The sequence below is a fragment of the Limosilactobacillus difficilis genome (assembly GCF_947387495.1).
In the GTDB taxonomy this organism is placed as follows: domain Bacteria; phylum Bacillota; class Bacilli; order Lactobacillales; family Lactobacillaceae; genus Limosilactobacillus; species Limosilactobacillus difficilis.
Map to the genome: position 1 here is coordinate 1 of NZ_CANDNU010000024.1, position 20,137 is coordinate 20,137.

Here is a 20,137-nt window from a genome sequence, read left to right on the forward strand (position 1 = left end):
TTACCTCGATTAGTTTGATTTGGTCATTAAACTAATTCTACCCGTTATGGGTTATTTTTTTAATTTATGTTGCACTTAAATTGTAAATTCTCATCATAAAAAAATACCCCCAAAGTCAATTTCCAACTTTGGGGGTACGCATCAGGAGCCTTTCTTGATTTTTAGACGATTGAGTTAAGCCAGTTTTAGTACCAGCCGTTAGCCATCCAATGAGCCTTCGCATTGACCCATGAGCCGTAACGTTGGGCAACGTACTGGTTGGCAACCTTTTCCTGGTTAGCTGGTGAGTAATCACCATTCAGATAACTGGCCGACAATTGGTACTTACCGATGTACTGGCCATTTTGGGCATTGTAGTTGCCACCGGATTCGTGCTGAGCAATCCAGGCCTTGGCTTCCGCTTCGGAGCCTGATAGATTTTGATCGCTCGTCGTGCTTGATGAGTTGTTGTTTGCACTGTTATTGTCGTTGGCCTTTGCCGGTTGGTTGTTAGCAGCCGTCACAGCAGCGTTAGCATTAGAGCTCTGGTTGCCATTAGTAGCTGGCAGACTAGCGATTTGTGAAGCCGTTGCTGGCTGAATCTGACCATTGCTCTTGATCAGCAGCTTTTGGCCAACGTAGATCGTGTTAATGTCTTGGATGTTGTTCATCCGCGCAAGTTCATTAACCTTGCTGATGTCGTTAGTGAACTTCATGGAAATCCCTGACAGGGTGTCACCACTCTGTACGGTGTAAATCGAGTCAGCGTGAACTGCGGCTGTCGTCGCAGCAACCCCAGCAGCCATAGCACCAACAGTTGCAATAACCTTCGTCAAGTTTTTCTTTAACATATTATCAATAACCATCCTTTGAAAAATGTTTATCTTGCTTGTTTTCAACAGCTCTTATGATAGCCGCTCAATATTACGGCCAGGTAACAAACAAATATCGAAACAGCTCGTTTAGGCACCTATTTGTAATCTTTTGTAACATTGTCCAGGATGGTATCTTAAAAAAATTTTAAATTAGTTGATCAGAGCCCGCCTCGGCCGTCTTTTTTGGTCTACCTAAGTTTAAAACAATTAAACCACAAATAAGCATGAAAAAAGACCGTTTTCGCTGGAAAAAATCACAAAAAGATTTTTTTGTCGGCAAAAACGGTCTTATTAATCGCTTTTATTACAATTTTGTTGCAAAGGCTTTCGCCAGATACTCAGCAACCCCATCATCATTATTAGTGCTGGTGTGCGCGTTGGCAACCCGCTTCATTTCATCGATGGCATTGGCCATAGCAACTCCAACACCCTGGCCTTTCACGGCGGCTCGAGTCATCCCCAGGTCGTTATCGCCGTCGCCAAAGGTCATCAGGTCGGCAAAGCTCATCTTGAAATGCTGGAGCAGCTTTTCCAGGCCAAGGGCCTTATCTACTTTTGGCGGCAAGAATTCCAAAACCACCGGCTGTGACCGCGTGACATGATAATCCTTTTTCAAGAGTGCCGGAACATTTTGTTCTGCCCGGTCGAGGACTTCAGGCTGGGCCGACATGATAATCTTGCTGTAAAGCTGATCTTTCGGTAGCTTTTCAAAAGCCGCCTTGTGATAGCCAATATTGTGGATCACGTGCGAGTAATAAGAGGGCGTGTCCATTCCTGTCATCTCAAACACTTCTGAGAAGTTCAAGACATTCATCGGAAAATGCCCCGCTTTGGCGTAATCATAGACCATCTTAAGCTTGTCATAAGCCATTCCCAGTTGAAAGAGGGGTTTCTTAGTCACGTTGTTAATCACCAGGCCACCGTTAAAAGTAATGGTAAAGTCGTCGGGATCGGTCAAGCCCAGCTGTTCAATGTAGGACCAGATGGCATTGATCGGCCGGCCCGTACAAAGAACGACCTTGACGCCCTCTTCATGCAACTTCTTTAATGCAGCCGTGTTGCGCGGGCTGATTTCCTTTTGCGAGTTCAAAAGAGTGTTATCGAGATCCAGTGCGATCAGTTTTGTCATAATATCTCCTTTAATTGTGTTGCAAAATCGTCGTAACAATCAGGCGGGTAAACTGAGCGTTGCCCTTCTCGTTCATGTGAACCCCGTCAGCGGCAAACCATTCGGGATGCTTCTTGCTGAGGGCAAACCAGTTGACCAGGTAGACATCCTTGCGCTTGGCGGCTACCCGTTCAATCTGCTTGTTGACCGCACCCTGCCAATCCTTGGTCGGTACGTGGGCGTTGACCCAGTAAATCTGGTGGTGCGGGCCAATTGCATCGAGGATCTGCTGAACCGTCTGCGGCGTCATCGGCCCGTTTGTCCCGAGGTTTACCACGACGATCTTTTGCAGGTGGTGCTCAGATTTCAAACGGTTAATCACATCTGGTGCTTCCGACCCCTGCCGGCCGACCTTGGCGTCGACATATGAATGAGGAATCAGCTCTTGAATACTGCTCGAGGCATCAGCCATCACAGAATCGCCGACGGCCGTCACTTGCAACTGACTAGCCTGATGAATTTGACTGGCGGACAGATCATACTTCTTCTTCATCGAACTCGAAGCCGTATTGACTGCCGGCACCTTCCCCTCCGCGACGGCCTTATTGTGGGCCTTCGTTTGCTTGTGAGCTCTCACAATCCGTTTCTGAACAGCGTTAGCTTGGGGCCCCTTTTCTGGACCGACTAAGCCAATTCCCGCTAAGATTACCAGAATGGCGCAGGGAATCGCTGTTGCCCATTCTTTCCAATGTCCAGACATATCTGTCATCCAACCTCCTAAAGTATTGCCAAGATTTGACCAGTTAAAGTGTGCTAGCGGCCGCTCGATAAAGCGGTAAGAAAGATCACTGATCAGTAAAATGATGAGAATTTCAATCACAGCGTTCAGGTAAGGATGATTACCAATCTGCACTTTCTGCTCATAAAAGACCATCACCGGGAATTGGTAAACATAAATTCCGTATGACCGCCGTCCCAACCAGGCAAAAAATGGATTAGTCAACCAGTCATTCAACTGGGCGCCCGGATGAACAATTGCCGCCAGCAGGAGCATCCCGACAAGACTCATCAGGAACATTCCCCCGCGGTATGTCGAAGCGGCAACCCCGCTCATCATAAAGAAGGCAACGATCGTCAATGCTAAGGCGCCCAGTCCAATCACGTCGAGGGTTAACGCCCCAGCCCGATCCAGATTAGCCCGCAAACGGCGACGGGGCCAGGCAAAGGCCAGCCAAGAACCCAGTAACAGGGAAAAGGCCCGGGTGTCCGTCCCGTAGTAGACCCGGTTGACGTTGGCCGGGTCATAGAGCAGCGCCATTTCAACTGCCGACAAAACAGCTAAAATGAGGACGATCCACTGAACCGTCGATTGTTTCCGGCAGAGACGCAATAAGAGCCATAGGATAATCGGCCACAAAAGATAGAATTGAATTTCGACCCCCAATGTCCACATATGGGTAAATGGCGACTGGGCAGCGAAGCGGTCAAAGTAAGACTGGCCGTTGACGATCTCCCACCAGTTGTACACCCCGAAGACGTTCGTTAAAAAAATCATCCGCAAATTATGTAACAGCGGCCGGGCAAAAACGGTGATGTAAGCACTCGTCGCCACCATCATCGTCAACAAGGTCGGGTACAAACGCCGGAGTCGCCGCGCGTAAAAATTGCCAACGTCCATGTTACCAAGTGTATTCCAGCGGTGCAGGAGCTGATCCGTCACGAAATAACCGGAAATCAGCAAGAAAAGCGGCACCCCTAAGTAACCGCCGCGCATAACTGACGGCAAAAGGTGATAAACAATAACCCCGATGACGGCAAGCGCCCGCAGGCCATCGACCCCCGTCACAAAGTGCCGCTGCTCCCTCAATTGTTCTTCTGTAAACGCGGGCTGAATCCGCATAGTTGTCTCCTCCAAAAGTTATTCACTCAAAACTTACTTGTACTATTATAGCCAGGGCACACGCGGTCGTATAGGCACGGATAGCAACTTTTCCAATTATTTTACAATCAAACTATTTTTATAAGAACGAAAAAGGAGTTAGTCAGAACCCGTGGGTTTCACCTAACTCCTTTTCTCTTATCAAACTTAGTCGACTGACACCGGTGCCTTTTCCGGAACGGGTTCGCCGTCCACGATTGGCGTCCCAACTGGTGTCCCCGCTTCAGCCAATTTCTTCTTGGCAGTAGCGAGCATCAGCCGGATTCGGTTCAGCTGGTTAACAATTGACGAACCTGGGTCGTAGTCAATGGCAGTAATGTTAGCGCCCTTAAAGTCACGCCGCATTTCCTTCATCATCCCCTTGCCGACCACTTGGTTTGGCAAGCAACCAAACGGCTGCATGCAGATGATGTTTGGCACACCTGAATTCAGCAGTTCAATCATTTCACCAGGCAGGAACCAACCTTCCCCGGTTTGGTTGCCCAGCGACAGTACCCGGCTGGACTGCTTGGCAATTTCCTTGAACGGTGTGATGCCTTCAAAGTGCTTTGAAGCCCGTAATGCCTTGTCCAACGGCTTTTCACAGTGGTTGATCAAAGACAGACCAAATTGGGCAAAGAGCCGGGCCTTAGTCGTTCCGCCTAGGTGTTGGTAACGATAGATCTGGTTAACCAGGGAATACTCCATAAAGCCGACGATGTCAGGAACCACCGCTTCAGCTCCTTCTCGTTCAATCGTGCCGACCACGTCATTGTTAGCGATTGGTGAGTACTTAACCAGGATTTCGCCAACGACACCGACCTTCGGCTTGACGACTTCATTCATCGGCAGATTGTCAAAGTCGTGGATAATCTCCTGGATGTTCTTGCGGAACATCCGGAAGCTCCCGCTCTTGATGTCCGGCTGAACCCGTTGCAGCCATTTCCGGTGCAGTTTATTAGCCGAACCCTTGACCGCTTCATACGGCCGTGTCCGGTAGAGAACCCGTTCAAAGAGGTCCCCATAGAGGAAGGCTACGGCAACCCGCTTCAACAGCGGCAGGGTAAAGGTGAAGCCTGGTGTGTCTTCAACCCCTTGGTTCCCCAGTGACAAGGAAACGACTGGCACTTGGCCGAAGCCGGCATCAGCCACAGCCTTCCGGATCAGCGGAATGTAGTTCGTCGCCCGACAACCCCCACCAGTCTGGGTCATCATGATGGCAACTTTACTGGTATCATACTTGCCGGACTGGAGAGCTTCCACCAGTTGCCCGATCGAGATGATCGCTGGGTAGCAGGCATCGTTGTTGACGTACTTCTGGCCAACATCAACAGCCCGGTGGTCCTTAATCGGCATTTGAACAACGTTGTAGCCGGAAGCCCGCAGCGCCGTGTCGATCATCCCGGCCTGGTGAATTGGTGACATCATCGGCAGCAAGATTGTGTAGCCTTCGTTCTTCATGTCCTTGGTAAAAGATACCGGTTTCGGTGCTTCCGCCAGCTTCTTCGGTTCGATATGACGTTCTTCCCGTTCCTTGACGGCGGCCTTCAGCGAACGCAGCCGAATCCGAATGGCCCCCATGTTGGTTCCTTCGTCGATCTTCAGCGCCGTGTACAGTTTGTTGTGGCGTTCCAAAATTTCTTCGATCTGGTCAGAATCGATTGCGTCGATCCCGCAACCAAAGGAATTCAGTTGAACAAATTCCAGGTTTGGCGACTTGGCAACCACCTTAGCGGCAGCGTAAAGCCGGGAGTGGTACATCCACTGGTTGACCACCCGCAGACCCCGGACATTGCCCAGATGCGAAATTGAATCTTCCGTCAAAACATTGAAGCCTTCTGCCGTCATAATCTGCGAAATCCCGTGGTTAATCTGCGGATCCAGGTGGTACGGCCGACCGGCGAGGACAATCCCCCGTTCACCATTTTCCCGCAGGGCCATCAGGGTTTCTTCGCCCCGGTCCTGAATCTTCTTCTTAAATTCGGTCAGCGCAGCATAGCCGTCTTCAAGGGCGTCACTGACTTCCTTCTGGGTTACGCCAAGGTCCTTAAAGCATTCGTAAAGGTTCTTGGCCGTTGACTTGTGGTCCGCCAGATTGAGGAATGGTGCCCGGTAGTCGATCTGACCATTGCGGATTTCGTCCACATTGTTCTTGATAACTTGCGGGTAGGACTGTACAATCGGGCAGTTATAGTGGTTCTGAGCGTCCTTGTTTTCTTCCCGTTCGAAAACAACGGCCGGGTAGAAAATCCGCTTGAAGCCGTGATCGATCAAGGCTTGGATATGACCGTGAACTTGCTTGGCTGGGTAGCAAACCGTATCGGATGGAATGGTTTCCATCCCCTTTTGGTACTGACGTTCACTACCTTTCGGTGACAGGACAGCCCGCATCTTCAACTTGTTGAAGAAAGTGACCCAGAGTGGGTAGTCTTCGTACATGTTGAGGGCCCGTGGCATGCCGATCATCCCCCGGGTCGCCAGCTTCTTACGCAGCGGCCGGTAGGAGAAGAGCAACTTGTACTTTTCTTCGACCAGGTTGATCTTGCCGTTTTCCTTGTGGGTATGGAGTTTCAGCCCCCGTTCAACACCTTTTTCACAACGGTTCCCGGTAACGAACTTCCGCCCATCATTGACCGTCGTAATCGTCAGCAAACAGTTGTTTTCACAGCCGCCGCAGTGACGGTGTTCCTTAGTCAGCTTCAGGTTGGCCATCTGGTCGACGGACAGCATCTGCGTCCGAACACCCTCTTTGTAGGCGTGTTGCGCAATCAAAGCCACCCCGTAGGCGCCCATCAGACCAGCGATGTTTGGCCGAATGACGTCGACACCAGCGATCTTTTCAAAGGCCCGCAGGACCGCGTCGTTGTAGAAGGTCCCCCCTTGGCAAACAATGTGAGTCCCCATGTCCTCGGCCTTGCGCATCTTGATCACCTTGAAAAGGGCGTTCTTGATGATGGAAACCGACAGACCAGCAGAAATATCACCGATCGTGGCCCCTTCCTTTTGTACTTGCTTAACCTTGGAGTTCATGAAGACGGTGCAACGGGAACCGAGGTCACACGGGTCCTTAGCCAGCAGAGCTTTTTGGGCGAAGTCCTTGATGTCGTACTTGAGGCCCTTGGCGAAGGTTTCCAGGAAGGATCCACAGCCAGAAGAACAGGCTTCGTTCAGTTTGATGGTTGAAAGTGCGCCATTCTTGACCTGCATGGCCTTCATGTCCTGACCCCCGATGTCAAGGATGAAGTCGACGTCCGGCTGGAAGTAGTGAGCTGCCCGGTAGTGGGCCACCGTTTCCACTTCGCCGACGTCAACGTTGAGGGCATTCTTAATCAAATGCTCACCATAGCCTGTTACGGCGGCCTTGCCGATCACGACGTCCTTTGGCAGCTTGCTATGCAGGTCGCGCATGATCTGTTCAGTCTTCTTCAATGGATCCCCGTCATTACTATCGTAGAAGGTGTAGAGGATCTTCCGGTCTTCAGACATCAAAACAACCTTGGTCGTCGTTGAACCGGCATCGATCCCCAGGAAGGCTACTCCATGGTAAGACTGCAGGTCGCGTGATTCGACCCGGTCCTTGGCGTGGCGCTTGCGGAACTCCGCCAGTTCATCTTCATTCTTGAAGAGCGGCTTCAAAGCGTGTGACGGCTTCAACATTGAGTCATCACCATTTTTAATCAGCTTCAGCAGACCGTTCAGGCTAGTGATTGGCTGGTCCTTAGCGTAAATTGCGGCCCCCATCGCAACAAATAATTGTGGCGACTGCGGGAAAATAACCTGTTCCGGCTTGAGTTGCAGGGTGACGATGAAACGTTTCCGCAACTGGTCCATGAAGTAGAGCGGACCACCCAAAAAGGCAACGTTCCCCTTAATCTTATGACCAGCAGCCAGCCCGGCAATCGTCTGGTTAACGACAGCCTGGAAAACGGAAGCAGCGATGTCTTCTTTACGCGCTCCGTCGTTGATTAGCGGCTGAACGTCTGTCTTGGCAAAAACCCCACAACGGCTGGCAATCGGGTAGATCGTCTTGGCACCGCGTGCCAGCTTGTTCAGTCCTTCCGCATCGGTATCTAGCAAGGTGGCCATCTGATCGATAAAGGCACCCGTCCCGCCGGCACAGGAACCGTTCATCCGTTGTTCCAGGGAATCACCAAAGAAGGTGATCTTTGCGTCTTCCCCGCCAAGCTCGATCGATACGTCGGTCTGAGGGATAACTTCCTCCACGGTCTTGGTGCAGGCAATCACTTCTTGCACGAATTTCAGCTGCAAAAGGTTGGCCAGGCCCATCCCACCAGAACCAGTGATGGTGAAGGAAATCGGGGTGTCACCGCCAATCTCTTCAACCGCTTCTTTAATTACTTTTTCACTAGCGTGCTTGACGTCGGAATAGTGCCGTTCGTAACGGGCAAATTTCTGGTGGTCATCTTTGTCCGTGATCACCAATTTGACCGTTGTCGAGCCAACATCAATACCGCCATATAGACGTTCCTTGCTCATTCCAAAGCCTCCGTGCTTGTTTGTTCATTTCTTTGATCATTGATGTGCCAGTATCCACTGGTTCACGTTGTGCTTCATTTTACTGCGAAAATCGGCCAAGTTGCCCGTCAGTTTCCGGCACTTTGTCGGTTAGCCAACACTTTGTTGATTAGTGTTGTATAATTAAAGAAAATGTAACATTTCTTAGAGGGGTGAATGTCATGACCAAAAAAACTGATATCCGGGTCATTAGAACGCGGCAAAATATTATCCAGGCCTTCGTAGATTTAGCCAATTCGGAAGGGATCGATGCCGTAACAGTCCAGCAGATTGCCGACTGGGCGATGATCAATCGGGCTACTTTTTATGCCCACTTTACGGATAAGGAAGACCTCTACGAGCAGGTTTTCCGCCTGGCTATGGCTACCTTCACTCCTCTGCGTAAGCCGGAGTTGTTTCGTCACGGGCATATCCAGGCGGACCTCGTCACCCGCCGCTTGACCGACGTTTTCAAAGAAGTCAAACGGCAGCGTCAGATTTTCTTATTGATCTTAAACAACACCAACTCAACTAAACTACTAGATCAACTCAAGCAAATGCTAAAGTCCAACATCAGCGGTGTCCTACTCAAACTGGGCATTCGCCGCAACAGTAACGTTCCCTCCGAACTGGTCCTCACCTACCTGGTTTCGACTTTCATCGGCGTCCTGCAATGGTGGTTGCGATCACCTTCCAAGATGTCAGCACAACACCTCGCAAAACTTTACGTTGAGCTGATGCGCAACGGTCACCTGAAGCTAGTTGGCATAAAAGTAGAATGACAAAACAAGAGCAAGCTCCCGTTTCTTCAGGAACTTGCTCTTATTTTGTTCTAGTGTTTAATAATTTTTCGAATAACCTGAACAGCAGATGCACGAAGACTGTCAATTAAAAATGAAATCAACAGAACTCCTATTACAAGACCAATAGCAATCAAATTAATCCTCCATAGAGGAATTGTTTTATCTCTCAGCAGCGGCAAATTCCACAGGTAATTCTTGATAATTCCATTGTCTGTCAACAAATAGGCTGCAAAAACAGTTTTGGCAAATTTGTTCACCACAATACTATGGAAGGTCGATGCTTCAATGAACATTTGAAAAACAAAGGTTGCCATCAGCAATTGAAAAATCCCAAAATAGAAAACATTAATATACCGTATCCACCCAATTTGGTACATCAAAGCTCCGATAAAAACGGGAATTAAGTACGAAAGCAACGCTGCCGTTTTTGTGTACTTTATATGCAAGCCATACTTGCGCAGATAAGCACCAATTAAATATGCTGGAATCAGATAACCCGTCTGTACTTCATTAGTGAACAAGTTAGTATTATAACCAACCACCAAACTGCCGAAGAAACTAACAATCAAAATGAGAAACTGAAATTGTTTTTGGGTAAGATGCTGGAGACAAATATTAATGAACGGACTAAGCAGCATTAAAACTACAAAACCATCCACAAACCAATAAACATCGTTCATCAACGGAAAAGCAAACGTAAATAACTGCTTAGCAGGCTGCGACAGCAAATGCATCCCAATACCGACAACAAAAGCCAGCATGGAATAAAACCATGCTTCACCCCAGATAACAACTGACTTATTGATGCTCTTGTGAATCTTAATGACCCGGTTGCCGATAAAATAACCAGTGATCATCACGAAAAGATAAATCCCTGTTTTCCCTAATACTAGGTAAGAAGATTCCAGGAGAAAATCCCCATAAGAGTGGATGGTGTTAAGCCGCCAATTTTGACTGAAGTATTCAAAGTGAAACAGGATAATAAAGAACATACTCAAGATTCTAAGCATCTCAAAACGACTATCACGAATTTTCATAAACTGACACCATTAATTCAAGTACAGGCAAAGAAACATCGCTACGACAAAGATACCCAACAATATCAATAATGATTTGGAATGTTTTAAAACCTCGGCGGGGTCACCATCAGAACTGTCACTTTCGATGATTAAGCAATAATCAGAGACAATAATCATCGCCAACGGCACCGTGTAAACCAGCCAGGCTGATTTGGCACTGATCGTCCAAAGGGAATAAAAAACCAACGTTAAACCGATATAGATGTACATCGTCTTGTCGAGAAATGGCAGGCTGTAGGCTTTCAAGACCTTTCGCGTGCTGGTTCCTTTCCGCAATTCATTGCGCCGTTTACCAAAGCCCAGAAACATCGATGCTGAAATCACAGTAAGGAGCAATGCATCCGACAACCTAATGGAAACTAGCTCACCGCCCCACACCAAGCGAATCACAAAGCCAGTCGCAATAATCACAACATCTAACAGCGGAATATTTTTTAAACCATTACTATAGGCAATGTTCAGAACAAAATAGAGCAATGGCAATCCAGCTGCTGCCAAAATACCAACACCATTTCGCACTAAGAAGCAGATAATTAAAGCACTAATGATCAACAAAGCAGCCAAAAAAATTCGTGCATGCGTTTTGCTGATTTTGCCGCTGGCAATTGGTCGAAAGCGCTTAGTAGGATGTTTGCGATCCTTATCAGCATCTTGAATATCATTAATGATGTAAACCGATGAAGCCACAAGACTAAAGGCGATAAAACCTAAAATAAGTGTCGCAATTTTAGTGACATTGAACAACTGGCCGCTAAAAAATATCGGAACAAAAATCAAAACATTTTTAACCCAATGAAAGGGTCTGATTAACTTAAGATATTCTTTCATAATCTTTCCTTCTATGAAGCTTACGGTAAAGATAGGACGCCGCAACCACTAGCCAAGCCAGAACTGAAACAAGCACGGAAATAACATCAAGTAACGAATCCTGATATTTAACCGTCACCTGTTTATGTGTCTGTGGCACCTTCACAACCACTGTTGTGGAGTTTGAAACCATCGGCTTCCTATAGTCACTGTTTCCTATTTTGACAACATCATTATGATAGAACAAAATTGGCAACTGCACTGTACTACCAGCCTTCAAACCACTTAAATCGTATCGAATAGCATTAGGTTTGCTCGTCAATCTGCTTGTCAAATTCACTTTTCGCCCATCAACCAGCGCATGGTGGGTGACAATAGAAGTAATTAATTGACCATCAGCTTTAATATTGACTGGGAAATAATCAAAAGCGCCATTATGACCGTAATAATAAAATTGATTCTGCCAATTATTCCTCCTGAGATTATAGCAGCCATTAACATTCTTATTTTGAAGGTAGTAATTATTAACGGTTGGTCGCTTATCAATCATCAAATCACTCGAACGCCAAGATATAATCTGTTCACTGGCACTAACCGTCAAACACATCAAGCCTGCCAAAATCACAAAGATGGACAAGTAGGAACTAACATGATAGTGACTTTGTAAAAATCGAATGGCTTGTTCTATCAGCAACGACAAATAAATAGAAAGCATTACCGTTGCCAAGCCATTTAAACGGTAAGGGAATTGCAGATTAGCAATCGGCGTGCCTAATAGCTTATCCCAAGGAAAAAGAGTCGTCGTCAGCAAAACTAAAACCAAACCGGAAAAATATGAGAATTTTTCAACTGCCGGCGCGTGCTTCAAACCCAGAAAACCAAACGTTAAAGTCAGTAACAAAACAAAACCAATTACCTGCCAAGGAGCATTATTCAGCGAGTTCTCTATTACATGCATCGGCAAGGCAACATAATTGAATCCTTTCCAAGAAGCCCGTAAATGGTTCGTTAAAGTTTGCTCAAAAAATGGAACTAAAAAGAAGGCCGTCAACGCCAGACTTAATCCAGCAGCTTTAACTGCTGAGAGCAGCCGCTTTCCTTTGCCCTGAATAACAGGGAGAAAGATAAGAAAAGTCAGCAATAAGAAGGAAGCTGTCAGCGCCGTTGTTAACATGTGAGAATAAATTAACAGCGTCATCCCGATTCCAAATAGAGGCCATTTTTGCTGGTTGCTAAAAAAGACCTCGTAGAAGCCGAGTAGAACCAAGGGAACAAAGGTGTAGCCGATCGATTCAGCTAACACGTTCTGGTTGAAAACCAAGTAAAGCCGGTAGTTAGCTAACGTATAAATCAACGCGAAAACTAAAGATCTAGTCTTCGAATGAGAGTACTGGTGCATGGAGTAGTAGGCAATTGCCAACGTTAAAAAAGTCTCTAAGATGACCCCAAGATAGAATGCCATAATGGGATTCCCAGTTATTAACCGGAAAATGACAAAGGGATACAAGAAAATCCAGGGGTAAAAGAAATTGATCCCACTACCAACTTGGTTAAATGTATATGTACTAATTCGTGGAATCAGCACCCCATGCTGGACATCGCGAAATAATTCTTCCATCCGGTTAGCGTGAAACATCATGTCACCAGCGCTAAAGATCAGTTTAGTCCTGGCAAACAAATAGACATAGAGACATGCGATTACCAAAAAGAATATTCCTATTAAGAAATTATCACGTAATCTTTTTTTCATAACTTCCTCTTCCATAATCAATTAAAAGCTGGCATTATGAAATACCAGCTTTTAGTCATTTAATCTTTACTTAGTCGACTGTAATAGCTTGACCAGCGTACTCACGGGCAAACTGAGCTGTCGTAATCCAGGCCTTTGCACCGTAATCATAGGCATTCCAACCAGTAGAACCCTGGTTAGCTGAGTAATAGCATGGATCATAAACTCTAAACCAACCATTCTGATACCCAACAATCACTTTGCAATGGTTGTGAGAAAGATAGTATTGCTCATACCGAGAATAGCCAAAGTATTCTACCGGGTGACCAGATTGAACCAAGTTAATGATATCCTGAACACTGCTCCCTGAGATGTCGTGAACCGACGAGTCAAAGTGGTGAGCTAAGTCAACAAGCGGACCCGGTTGAATAACTCGACGGAACCCAGCACCAGTATAAATATTACCGGACTGACGCTGTTGCAAAAGTTGGAAAGCATATGACCAGTTAAAGTATTCCTTCGGGCTTAACATCATAGCCAGTGAGACAACCGCACAGCCTTCGTTTACTGGGAATTGCGTGTACCATTGTGGGAACCACAGCCGGCCACTGTTATCAGCGTGATAAGTCCAACCGCCAACGTTAACCCACCGGTTCCGGTACATATAAGCATTTGTTGGGTCGAAGTAATATTCAATGCCGTTTACCCAATGATAACCGGTGTAAGCCCAAGCATTAGTCAAATCAAAGTAGTACCAAGCACCGTTAATGTAGTGCCAGCCAGTCCAAGCGTTGGCATTGGTTGGATCAAAGTAGTACCAAGCACCATTAATCTTTTGCCAGCCTGTTTCGGCAGCAGCACTGGTAGTGTTGAAATAGTACCAGGCACCATTAATCTTTTGCCAGCCGGTGTAGGCCCAAGCGTTAGTCGGATTAAAGTAGTACCAGGCACCATTAATCTTTTGCCAACCAGTATTAGCCCAAGCATTAGCGGAGTCAAAGTCATACCAGGCACCATTGATTTTCTGAAGACCAGTAACTGCCCGAGCATTTTGGTCAAAGTAGTACCAAGCTTTGCTGTGCGGTGACTGGAACCAACCTGTCTGAGCTGAACCATTGGTATTAAAGTAGTACCAGGAACCGTTGATCCGTTGCCAACCATTGCCATAGAAGCGATGGTTAGTAGCATCGTAGTAGAATAACTGGTCGCCAATCTTATTGATCCCATTTGTCAGATTAGTAGTATCAATCAGACCAGTAACTACGTCAAAGTGATAAGTCTGCCCATTTTCTGTCAATTCCGTCCGACGAATACCAGTAGACGGATCATAGTAGCGCAACAAGCCCGTCGTTTCATCAAGGGCAAACCCAATTTGTTGGTAACCATTCTGGGCATCAAAACTATAATGTTGGCCATTGATAACGGTGTCACCTGTTGCCATCATTCCAGTTTCAGGATTCAGATAGTAACGGTGACCATTAATCGTCTGCCAACCTTTGAGAATAGCTCCATATTGCCCCTTATGGCTTGGATCCATGTAATACCAACTATTATTGATCTTATTCCAACCGCCCTGACTCATCCAAGCTTGAGATGGATCAAAATAGTAGTCATTATTACCAACTCGGGTGAAGCCACTTGCTGCATGGCCATCTTGATTAAAGTAATACCAATTGCCAGTTTGGGATTGATACCAACCAGTGAGCGCTGCCCCGCTATTTTGGAAATAGTACCACTGATTATTAACCCGTTGCCACCCAGTCTGCATACTACCCTGTTGCGGATTGCTTTCTTTCAGGTAGTAAGTAGCATTATTGATCGACTGCAAACCTGTTTCCATTACTGCCGTCTCCGGGTTCATGTAGTACCAACTATTATTAACCCGTTGCCAGTTTTTAGTCTGCGTCCCGTTATTAAAGTAATACCAATCATTACCAGATTGCTGCCAACCATCAGCACGCTGGCCCATGGTATTAGTCCAAACAGAATCATGGTTCGTATAACCATTAATACTAGTTTCATTTGCGGGTGTTTGAGCGCTTGTGGTGCTATTTTTAGTCTGCTGCTGATTATTAGCACTGGCACTAACAGGAGCTGGTTCGGTAACCTGGGTCGTCGTTTGCGAGTTAGCAACTGTTGCAGCATGGATAGTTGTCATCCCTGCGCCGATCGTCAGTGCCCCCACAGTAATGGCAGCTGTAAGCCACAATTTACCAGCTTTATACAGCTTAAAATGTTTTTTCATTTTTTCCTCCCAGTAGCAAAAATATAATCTTAAACTTTTCCTAATATATCATCAAAAAGTCGGACTGAAAACATTCAATCGCAATTTTTACATAAAAATGGCAGATTAACCGATATGATTTTCTTTCAGGATCGCCGCTACGTACTTATCTGCCTCGGGTGTACGCTTCCACTCGTCCCAGTGATCCATGTCTTCCGTCTGCATTTTGTAGTGTGTGTTAATATAATGTTCATATTTTTGCACCATCTGAGTGTGAGGAATATTCAATTTTAAAATCCGCACCTGCTTGATGAACCCGCGATCGGCCGCCAATTCAGCGCGTCCGTTATGAACCATATTGCCAATTTCATAGTATTTGCTCCCGTCATTGCGGATAATCTCTTCGATCATATCTAAAACTTCGTGCTGTTCTTCCATCGTGTCACTCTCTTTCCTTTACCATTATACATGCTCTCCTCTACGGAAAAGTGGCGAGTTGTCGTTTCTTTCTAAGAATCCGCTGTATAATGAAACATGACAATGATAAGGGGAGATGTCGGATTAATGAAATATAGACGAATGGTGCTCGCCGCGACTGCACTTTTGGCAACGGCAGCGCTAGGGATTAATGCCCATGCCGACGTATATAATAATCAGTCTGCCAATCCATCGACCACAAGGATTGTATTGCAACAGACTCAGCCGGAAAATCAACAAGCAGCATACCCCATTCAAACAGTAACAAGCACAAAGCAAAGTACCGAGCAAACACCAACGGTCACTGTGCCGGCCGCTGCAAATAACAGTCGGCCCCAAAACGGTTGGTATCAAGATCCGCAAGAAGGTAGCTGGTATTTTTACCAAAATGGCCAAGCCTTCAACCAAGGCTGGTTTCAGTCGCCATATAGCAAAAACTGGTACTACTTTAACAACGACGGCAAGGCTGCTTCCGGTTTTAAGCAAATCAATAACCAAACCTTTTACTTTGATCCAAGTAATGTCTGGACGGATACTGGCTGGCAACAGATCAACGGTTACTGGTATTTCTTTGACCCTAATCATGATGGCAACTACGGAGCCGCAAAAACGGGCTGGTTCCAATCACCATCCAGCAAAAACTGGTACTACTTCGACCAAAGTGGCCGGGCTGTCACCGGTTTTCAATCCATCAACAACCGAGAATACTATTTTGATCTGACTAATGCCAACATGAAGGTGGGTTGGTTCTACCTGAATGGTACTAACGTCTGGGAATATGCGGATAACAGCGGTGCCCTGGCCCACAACGGCTGGTACTGGATCAATAATTCCTGGTATCTTTTCGAGAACTACAACATGATGGCTAACGGTCTCTTCACTGATAGCCAGGGCCGCAGCTATCTGCTCGATAATAACGGTCATTATTCCAGCAATTCTTGGCAGTACCGCAATGGTCACTGGTACTTCACCCTGGGTAACGGAGTCCTGGCCGATACCGGCTGGTATTGGTGTAATGGTGCATGGTATCTTTTCCGCTCCCACTGGATGTTAGCAACCGGCTTTTACACTGACGCCCAGAACCGCCAGTTCTACATTGACGGCAACGGCCACTACTACGTCGGCTGGTTCAAGGTCGGTAACAGCTGGTACTGGGCTGATAACAGTGGTGCTATCTACCAATCTGGTTGGCGCTTGATTAACGGTTCCTGGTACTGGTTTAACCAAGGCAAGTTGGTCACCAACGCCACCTGGACAATCAGCGGGACGACCTATCATTTCGATAACAACGGCCACTATTAATAATTGAATAATCGTTACTGAGTTCCACGAACAGCTTCCAACAACTATCCGTGGAACTCTTTTTGCACCAAAAAGGCATGGCTCCTTCAAACGAGGCCATGCCTTAAATTCGTTATTTGCTTTTCGGTTATTGCCATTCTGCCCGTGCTGGACGGTAAACGTACTGTGTCGGGTACCCGGCAAAGTTCCAGTACTGATTGTAGGACATTTCGTGAACAGCCGTCCCGTTATGGCTCTTGGCACTGTTAGTGTAGTTGGAAACAGAGATGCAGTTCGGATCAGCCCCAAAGGTTGAGATGACCATGCACATCCAGTTACCATCAGACCCCCAGAGCACGACGTCACCATGCTGAACATTCACTTGCCCACGTCCCTGGGCAACCAGCCGGTAACCATTAGCTACCAAGTAGTCAGGCAGTTCGTTCGTGTAGTAGAGGTGGTTATAAGGGCTGCAACCGGAATCCTGCAGTGCCTGCGTCAAAGCTCCTGAACAATCGGCCGTACCATCAGTCCCATTCCGGGAACCACCATTATAGTTGTAGCTGATCTTGCCCTCACGGGAACGGAACCAGTTAATTAACCGAGTGGAATAGTTACTCAGCGTTCCATCGCCGTTAAAGTAATAACGAGCCCCGTTGATCGTTTGCCAGCCAGTTACCATTACGCCACCACCGTTGAAGTAGTAATCCGCAACTTGGCCACCATTCCAACGCAGGGAAGCAAAGCGGTTGGCGTACATGTTAGCGTTAGTATCATCGAAGTAGTACCAGTTCGTGGCACCGTCCCATGCCAATCTCTGCCAGCCAGTCAGAGCTGCCCCCTTGTTATTCATGTAGTACCAAAGCCCATATGGCGATTTGAACCAGCCAGTCACGGCATTGCCGTCGCTGCCAAAGAAGTACCAACTGCCTTCGCCATTCAGGGTACCTTGCGGACTGATCTTTTGCCAGCCATAGAGTTCGTCACCAGTGGTCGGGTCGAAGTACTTCAGTCCGTTCCAACCGGTCGTAGCTTTGTGATTCTTGATTGAAAGAGACTTGCCGTTGCTGAACTGGTAGACGCCATCCTTCAAGTCAGATAAGTCAACCTTGCCGTTAGCATCGACGTGCAGCGTCGCGCCATTGGCCGTCAGATCAGATGTACTCAACGCACCGTTTTCCCCGGTGTAGTTCAGAACATCCCCGCTATCAGTGATGACCAGGCCCTGCAGCTTTTGGCCGTTCAACGGATTGAAATAGTAATGCTGGCCGCTGATGATAACATCACCAGTTGACATCGCATTGCGCTTTTGTGGGTCAAAGTAATAGCTGTGACCATTAAGCGTTTGCAGACCACTATCTGCTGCCCCACTGGCCGTCAAATAGTAGGTGTTGCCGGTATCATCCTTGTAGAAACCGTTGGCATACATCTTACCATTATCACTAAAGATATAAGTCGATGTGGTGTTGCCCCATGACAACCACTGGGAGCCCTTCAGCATAATCCCGCCGTTGTTCGGATCCAGATAGTACCAAGCACCGTTGATATACTGCCAACCAGTCTTAAGGGCCCCAAAGGAACCATCATGATTCGGGTTCAGGTAGTACCACTGACCACCACGGTAAAGCCAGCCGTGGTCCATCCAAGCGTTGGTTGGGTCGAAGTAGAAGGTCTGATTGCCAATCTGCTTAAAGCCACTGGCAACCGTCCCGTCGGCTAGGTCGAAGTAGTACCAGTTACCATTGATCACTTGCCAGCCAGTAAGGGCCCAGGCATTTGTGTTGTCGAAATAGTACCAAGAGCCATTGAGCTTCTGCCACCCTGTCAAGGCCCAGGCGTTTTTATCATCAAAGGCGTAAACCCGCCCGTTCAGCTTTTGAATCCCTTTGGCGTTCGCACCATCATTTGTGAAGTAGTACCAGCGATTATTGATCTTCTGCCAACCAGTGAGAGCCCAGGCATTCGTGTTGTCAAAGTAATACCAATACTGGCCCTGTTTTTCACTGTCATCCAAAAGCACCCAGCCGGTCCAAGCAGCTGACGAGGAGTTGTCAAAGTAATAAGTATGACCGTTAATGGTCCGCAGACCGGTCTGGGAACGACCATCGCTCGGGCTCAGATAATACCAGGCACCATTGTAGCGCAGCCAACCAGTATAGGCGGCTCCATTATTGAAGTAGAACCAACTGCTATCGTTGACCAACCAGCCCTGATTTTGCTTGCCATTAGCGTTAGTCCACACGATCTGACCATTATCATTCAGCTTCATATCTTTGGATAGGTTGGCCGTCGGGGCTGCTGGTGTTTGGGCCGATGCCGCCTGGCTTGGTTGTTGGTGATGGCCGGAATCAGGTTTCAAGTTAATCCCGTACTTGTCAGCCGCGGTCTTCGCTAAAGTTTGAATAGAAGTATTCGCTTGGCTGATAGCCTGGTCAGCCGCTGAAGCCGCTTTAGCTAAACTCGTCAAGGCCGAAGTAGCCGAAGTAATGTCTTTTTGGGCGTCAGAATAAACCTTCACCGCACTTGAAGCAGCACTCGTTGCCTGACTAGCTGCTGTCGAAGCAGTCTGGGCAAAGTCCTGGGCACTCTTAAGGTTCTTTACGTCCTTGATTGCCGCCGCCCGGGAAGCAGCATCCGAAGCTACCGTAGCATAGCTATTAACGACCGCAACAGCTGAAGAAACTGCAGCTTGCTCGCTTGCAATTTGTGCTGCTAAGCTGGCCGCACTCTTGGCGGCATTGGAAGCAAGGGCAACATTGCTGGCAACAACGCCCTTCATTTGATCCCCGACCGCAGTGGCCGTCGACTGAATCAGTGTGTCACCCATCCATTGCTGAGCCAGTGAATCCGTAATTGTTTGCGCACTAGCTGCTGCTGACGCATTGTCAGATGCACTAGCCGCTGACGACTGAATCTGGGCTGCTGCGTCACTGGTTGTCTTCGCAACACTCGCTAACGACTGATTGTAGCTTGCCAGACTGCCGCTAGCAGCCTTGGCAGCACTGTTAGCAGCATTGGCATCAGAAATTGCCTGACTCAAATCTGCCGCGCTGCTAGCTGCTGCTGAACTATCAGCACTAGAAGAATCAGCACTGGATGTTGCTGACGAACCAGTTGACGTCGTATTGCCGCTAGCCGCACTGCCAGGTTTAGTGGCAGTCACCGGTGAATCAGCGGCAACAGAATCGGCATGCACTGCCGTGGAACCGGCAGCAACACCGAAAGCGACAATCATCGCCGTTAACCACAATTTACCTGCTTTATACAATTTATAATGCTCTTTTTTCACGATCTAGCCCTCCAAAATTATTACCAGATAAACCTAAAAATATTATAAAACTT

Annotated in this window: 12 protein-coding genes; 2 read left to right on the forward strand and 10 right to left on the reverse strand. The window is 47.4% G+C overall.

The annotated features are described in order from the left end of the window. Nucleotides 1-185: 185 nt before the first annotated feature. From apf to QOR82_RS05725, 4 genes are all read right to left on the reverse strand, one after another. On the reverse strand, nt 186-830 hold the full coding sequence (gene apf, locus QOR82_RS05710; RefSeq protein WP_283583815.1) for an aggregation-promoting factor: 645 nt from the start codon (nt 828-830) through the stop codon (nt 186-188). A 328-nt stretch (nt 831-1,158) separates the two neighbouring features. Continuing rightward, a complete protein-coding gene (locus QOR82_RS05715) occupies nt 1,159-1,983 on the reverse strand; it encodes a Cof-type HAD-IIB family hydrolase (RefSeq protein ID WP_283583816.1) in 825 nt (274 codons plus the stop codon). Between the two features lie 10 nt (nt 1,984-1,993). Next, nucleotides 1,994-3,862 carry an acyltransferase family protein gene (locus QOR82_RS05720; RefSeq protein WP_283583817.1) on the reverse strand — a complete coding sequence of 623 codons (1,869 nt, stop codon included), beginning with the start codon at nt 3,860-3,862 and terminating at the stop codon, nt 1,994-1,996. A 186-nt stretch (nt 3,863-4,048) separates the two neighbouring features. Beyond that, nucleotides 4,049-8,377: a 2-hydroxyacyl-CoA dehydratase gene (locus tag QOR82_RS05725; protein WP_283583818.1), complete on the reverse strand. Its 4,329-nt coding sequence runs from the start codon at nt 8,375-8,377 to the stop codon at nt 4,049-4,051. Between the two features lie 200 nt (nt 8,378-8,577). Here QOR82_RS05725 and QOR82_RS05730 point away from each other — a divergent pair, with 200 nt between their 5' ends. After that, the gene (locus QOR82_RS05730; RefSeq protein WP_283583819.1) at nt 8,578-9,177 is read left to right on the forward strand and encodes a TetR/AcrR family transcriptional regulator; all 600 of its coding nucleotides are present in this window, start codon (nt 8,578-8,580) and stop codon (nt 9,175-9,177) included. Nucleotides 9,178-9,227: 50 nt separating this feature from the next. Here the strand turns inward: QOR82_RS05730 and QOR82_RS05735 are convergent, their stop codons facing one another. From QOR82_RS05735 to QOR82_RS05755, 5 genes are all read right to left on the reverse strand, one after another. Continuing rightward, nucleotides 9,228-10,235 (reverse strand): acyltransferase family protein, encoded by a 1,008-nt coding sequence (locus QOR82_RS05735; protein ID WP_283583820.1) that lies wholly within the window; start codon nt 10,233-10,235, stop codon nt 9,228-9,230. 12 nt (nt 10,236-10,247) lie between these two features. Next, nucleotides 10,248-11,105, reverse strand: coding sequence for a UbiA prenyltransferase family protein (locus QOR82_RS05740; protein WP_283583821.1), 858 nt, complete (start codon nt 11,103-11,105; stop codon nt 10,248-10,250). Further along, nucleotides 11,089-12,849 (reverse strand): 6-pyruvoyl-tetrahydropterin synthase-related protein, encoded by a 1,761-nt coding sequence (locus QOR82_RS05745; RefSeq protein WP_283583822.1) that lies wholly within the window; start codon nt 12,847-12,849, stop codon nt 11,089-11,091. Before QOR82_RS05745 ends, QOR82_RS05740 begins: the two co-directional genes overlap by 17 nt. Before the next feature lie 55 nt (nt 12,850-12,904). Continuing rightward, nucleotides 12,905-15,058: a C39 family peptidase gene (locus QOR82_RS05750; protein ID WP_283583823.1), complete on the reverse strand. Its 2,154-nt coding sequence runs from the start codon at nt 15,056-15,058 to the stop codon at nt 12,905-12,907. Nucleotides 15,059-15,163: 105 nt separating this feature from the next. Beyond that, a complete protein-coding gene (locus QOR82_RS05755) occupies nt 15,164-15,475 on the reverse strand; it encodes a hypothetical protein (protein WP_283583824.1) in 312 nt (103 codons plus the stop codon). 126 nt (nt 15,476-15,601) lie between these two features. On the opposite strand from QOR82_RS05755, the gene QOR82_RS05760 reads away from it, so the two are divergent. Next, entirely contained in the window at nt 15,602-16,816 is a 1,215-nt protein-coding gene (locus tag QOR82_RS05760) for a hypothetical protein (protein WP_283583825.1), read from the forward strand. A gap of 127 nt (nt 16,817-16,943) precedes the next feature. Here the strand turns inward: QOR82_RS05760 and QOR82_RS05765 are convergent, their stop codons facing one another. Beyond that, complete coding sequence (locus QOR82_RS05765; protein ID WP_283583826.1) at nt 16,944-20,084, reverse strand: peptidoglycan amidohydrolase family protein; 3,141 nt, start codon at nt 20,082-20,084, stop codon at nt 16,944-16,946. Nucleotides 20,085-20,137: the final 53 nt, after the last annotated feature.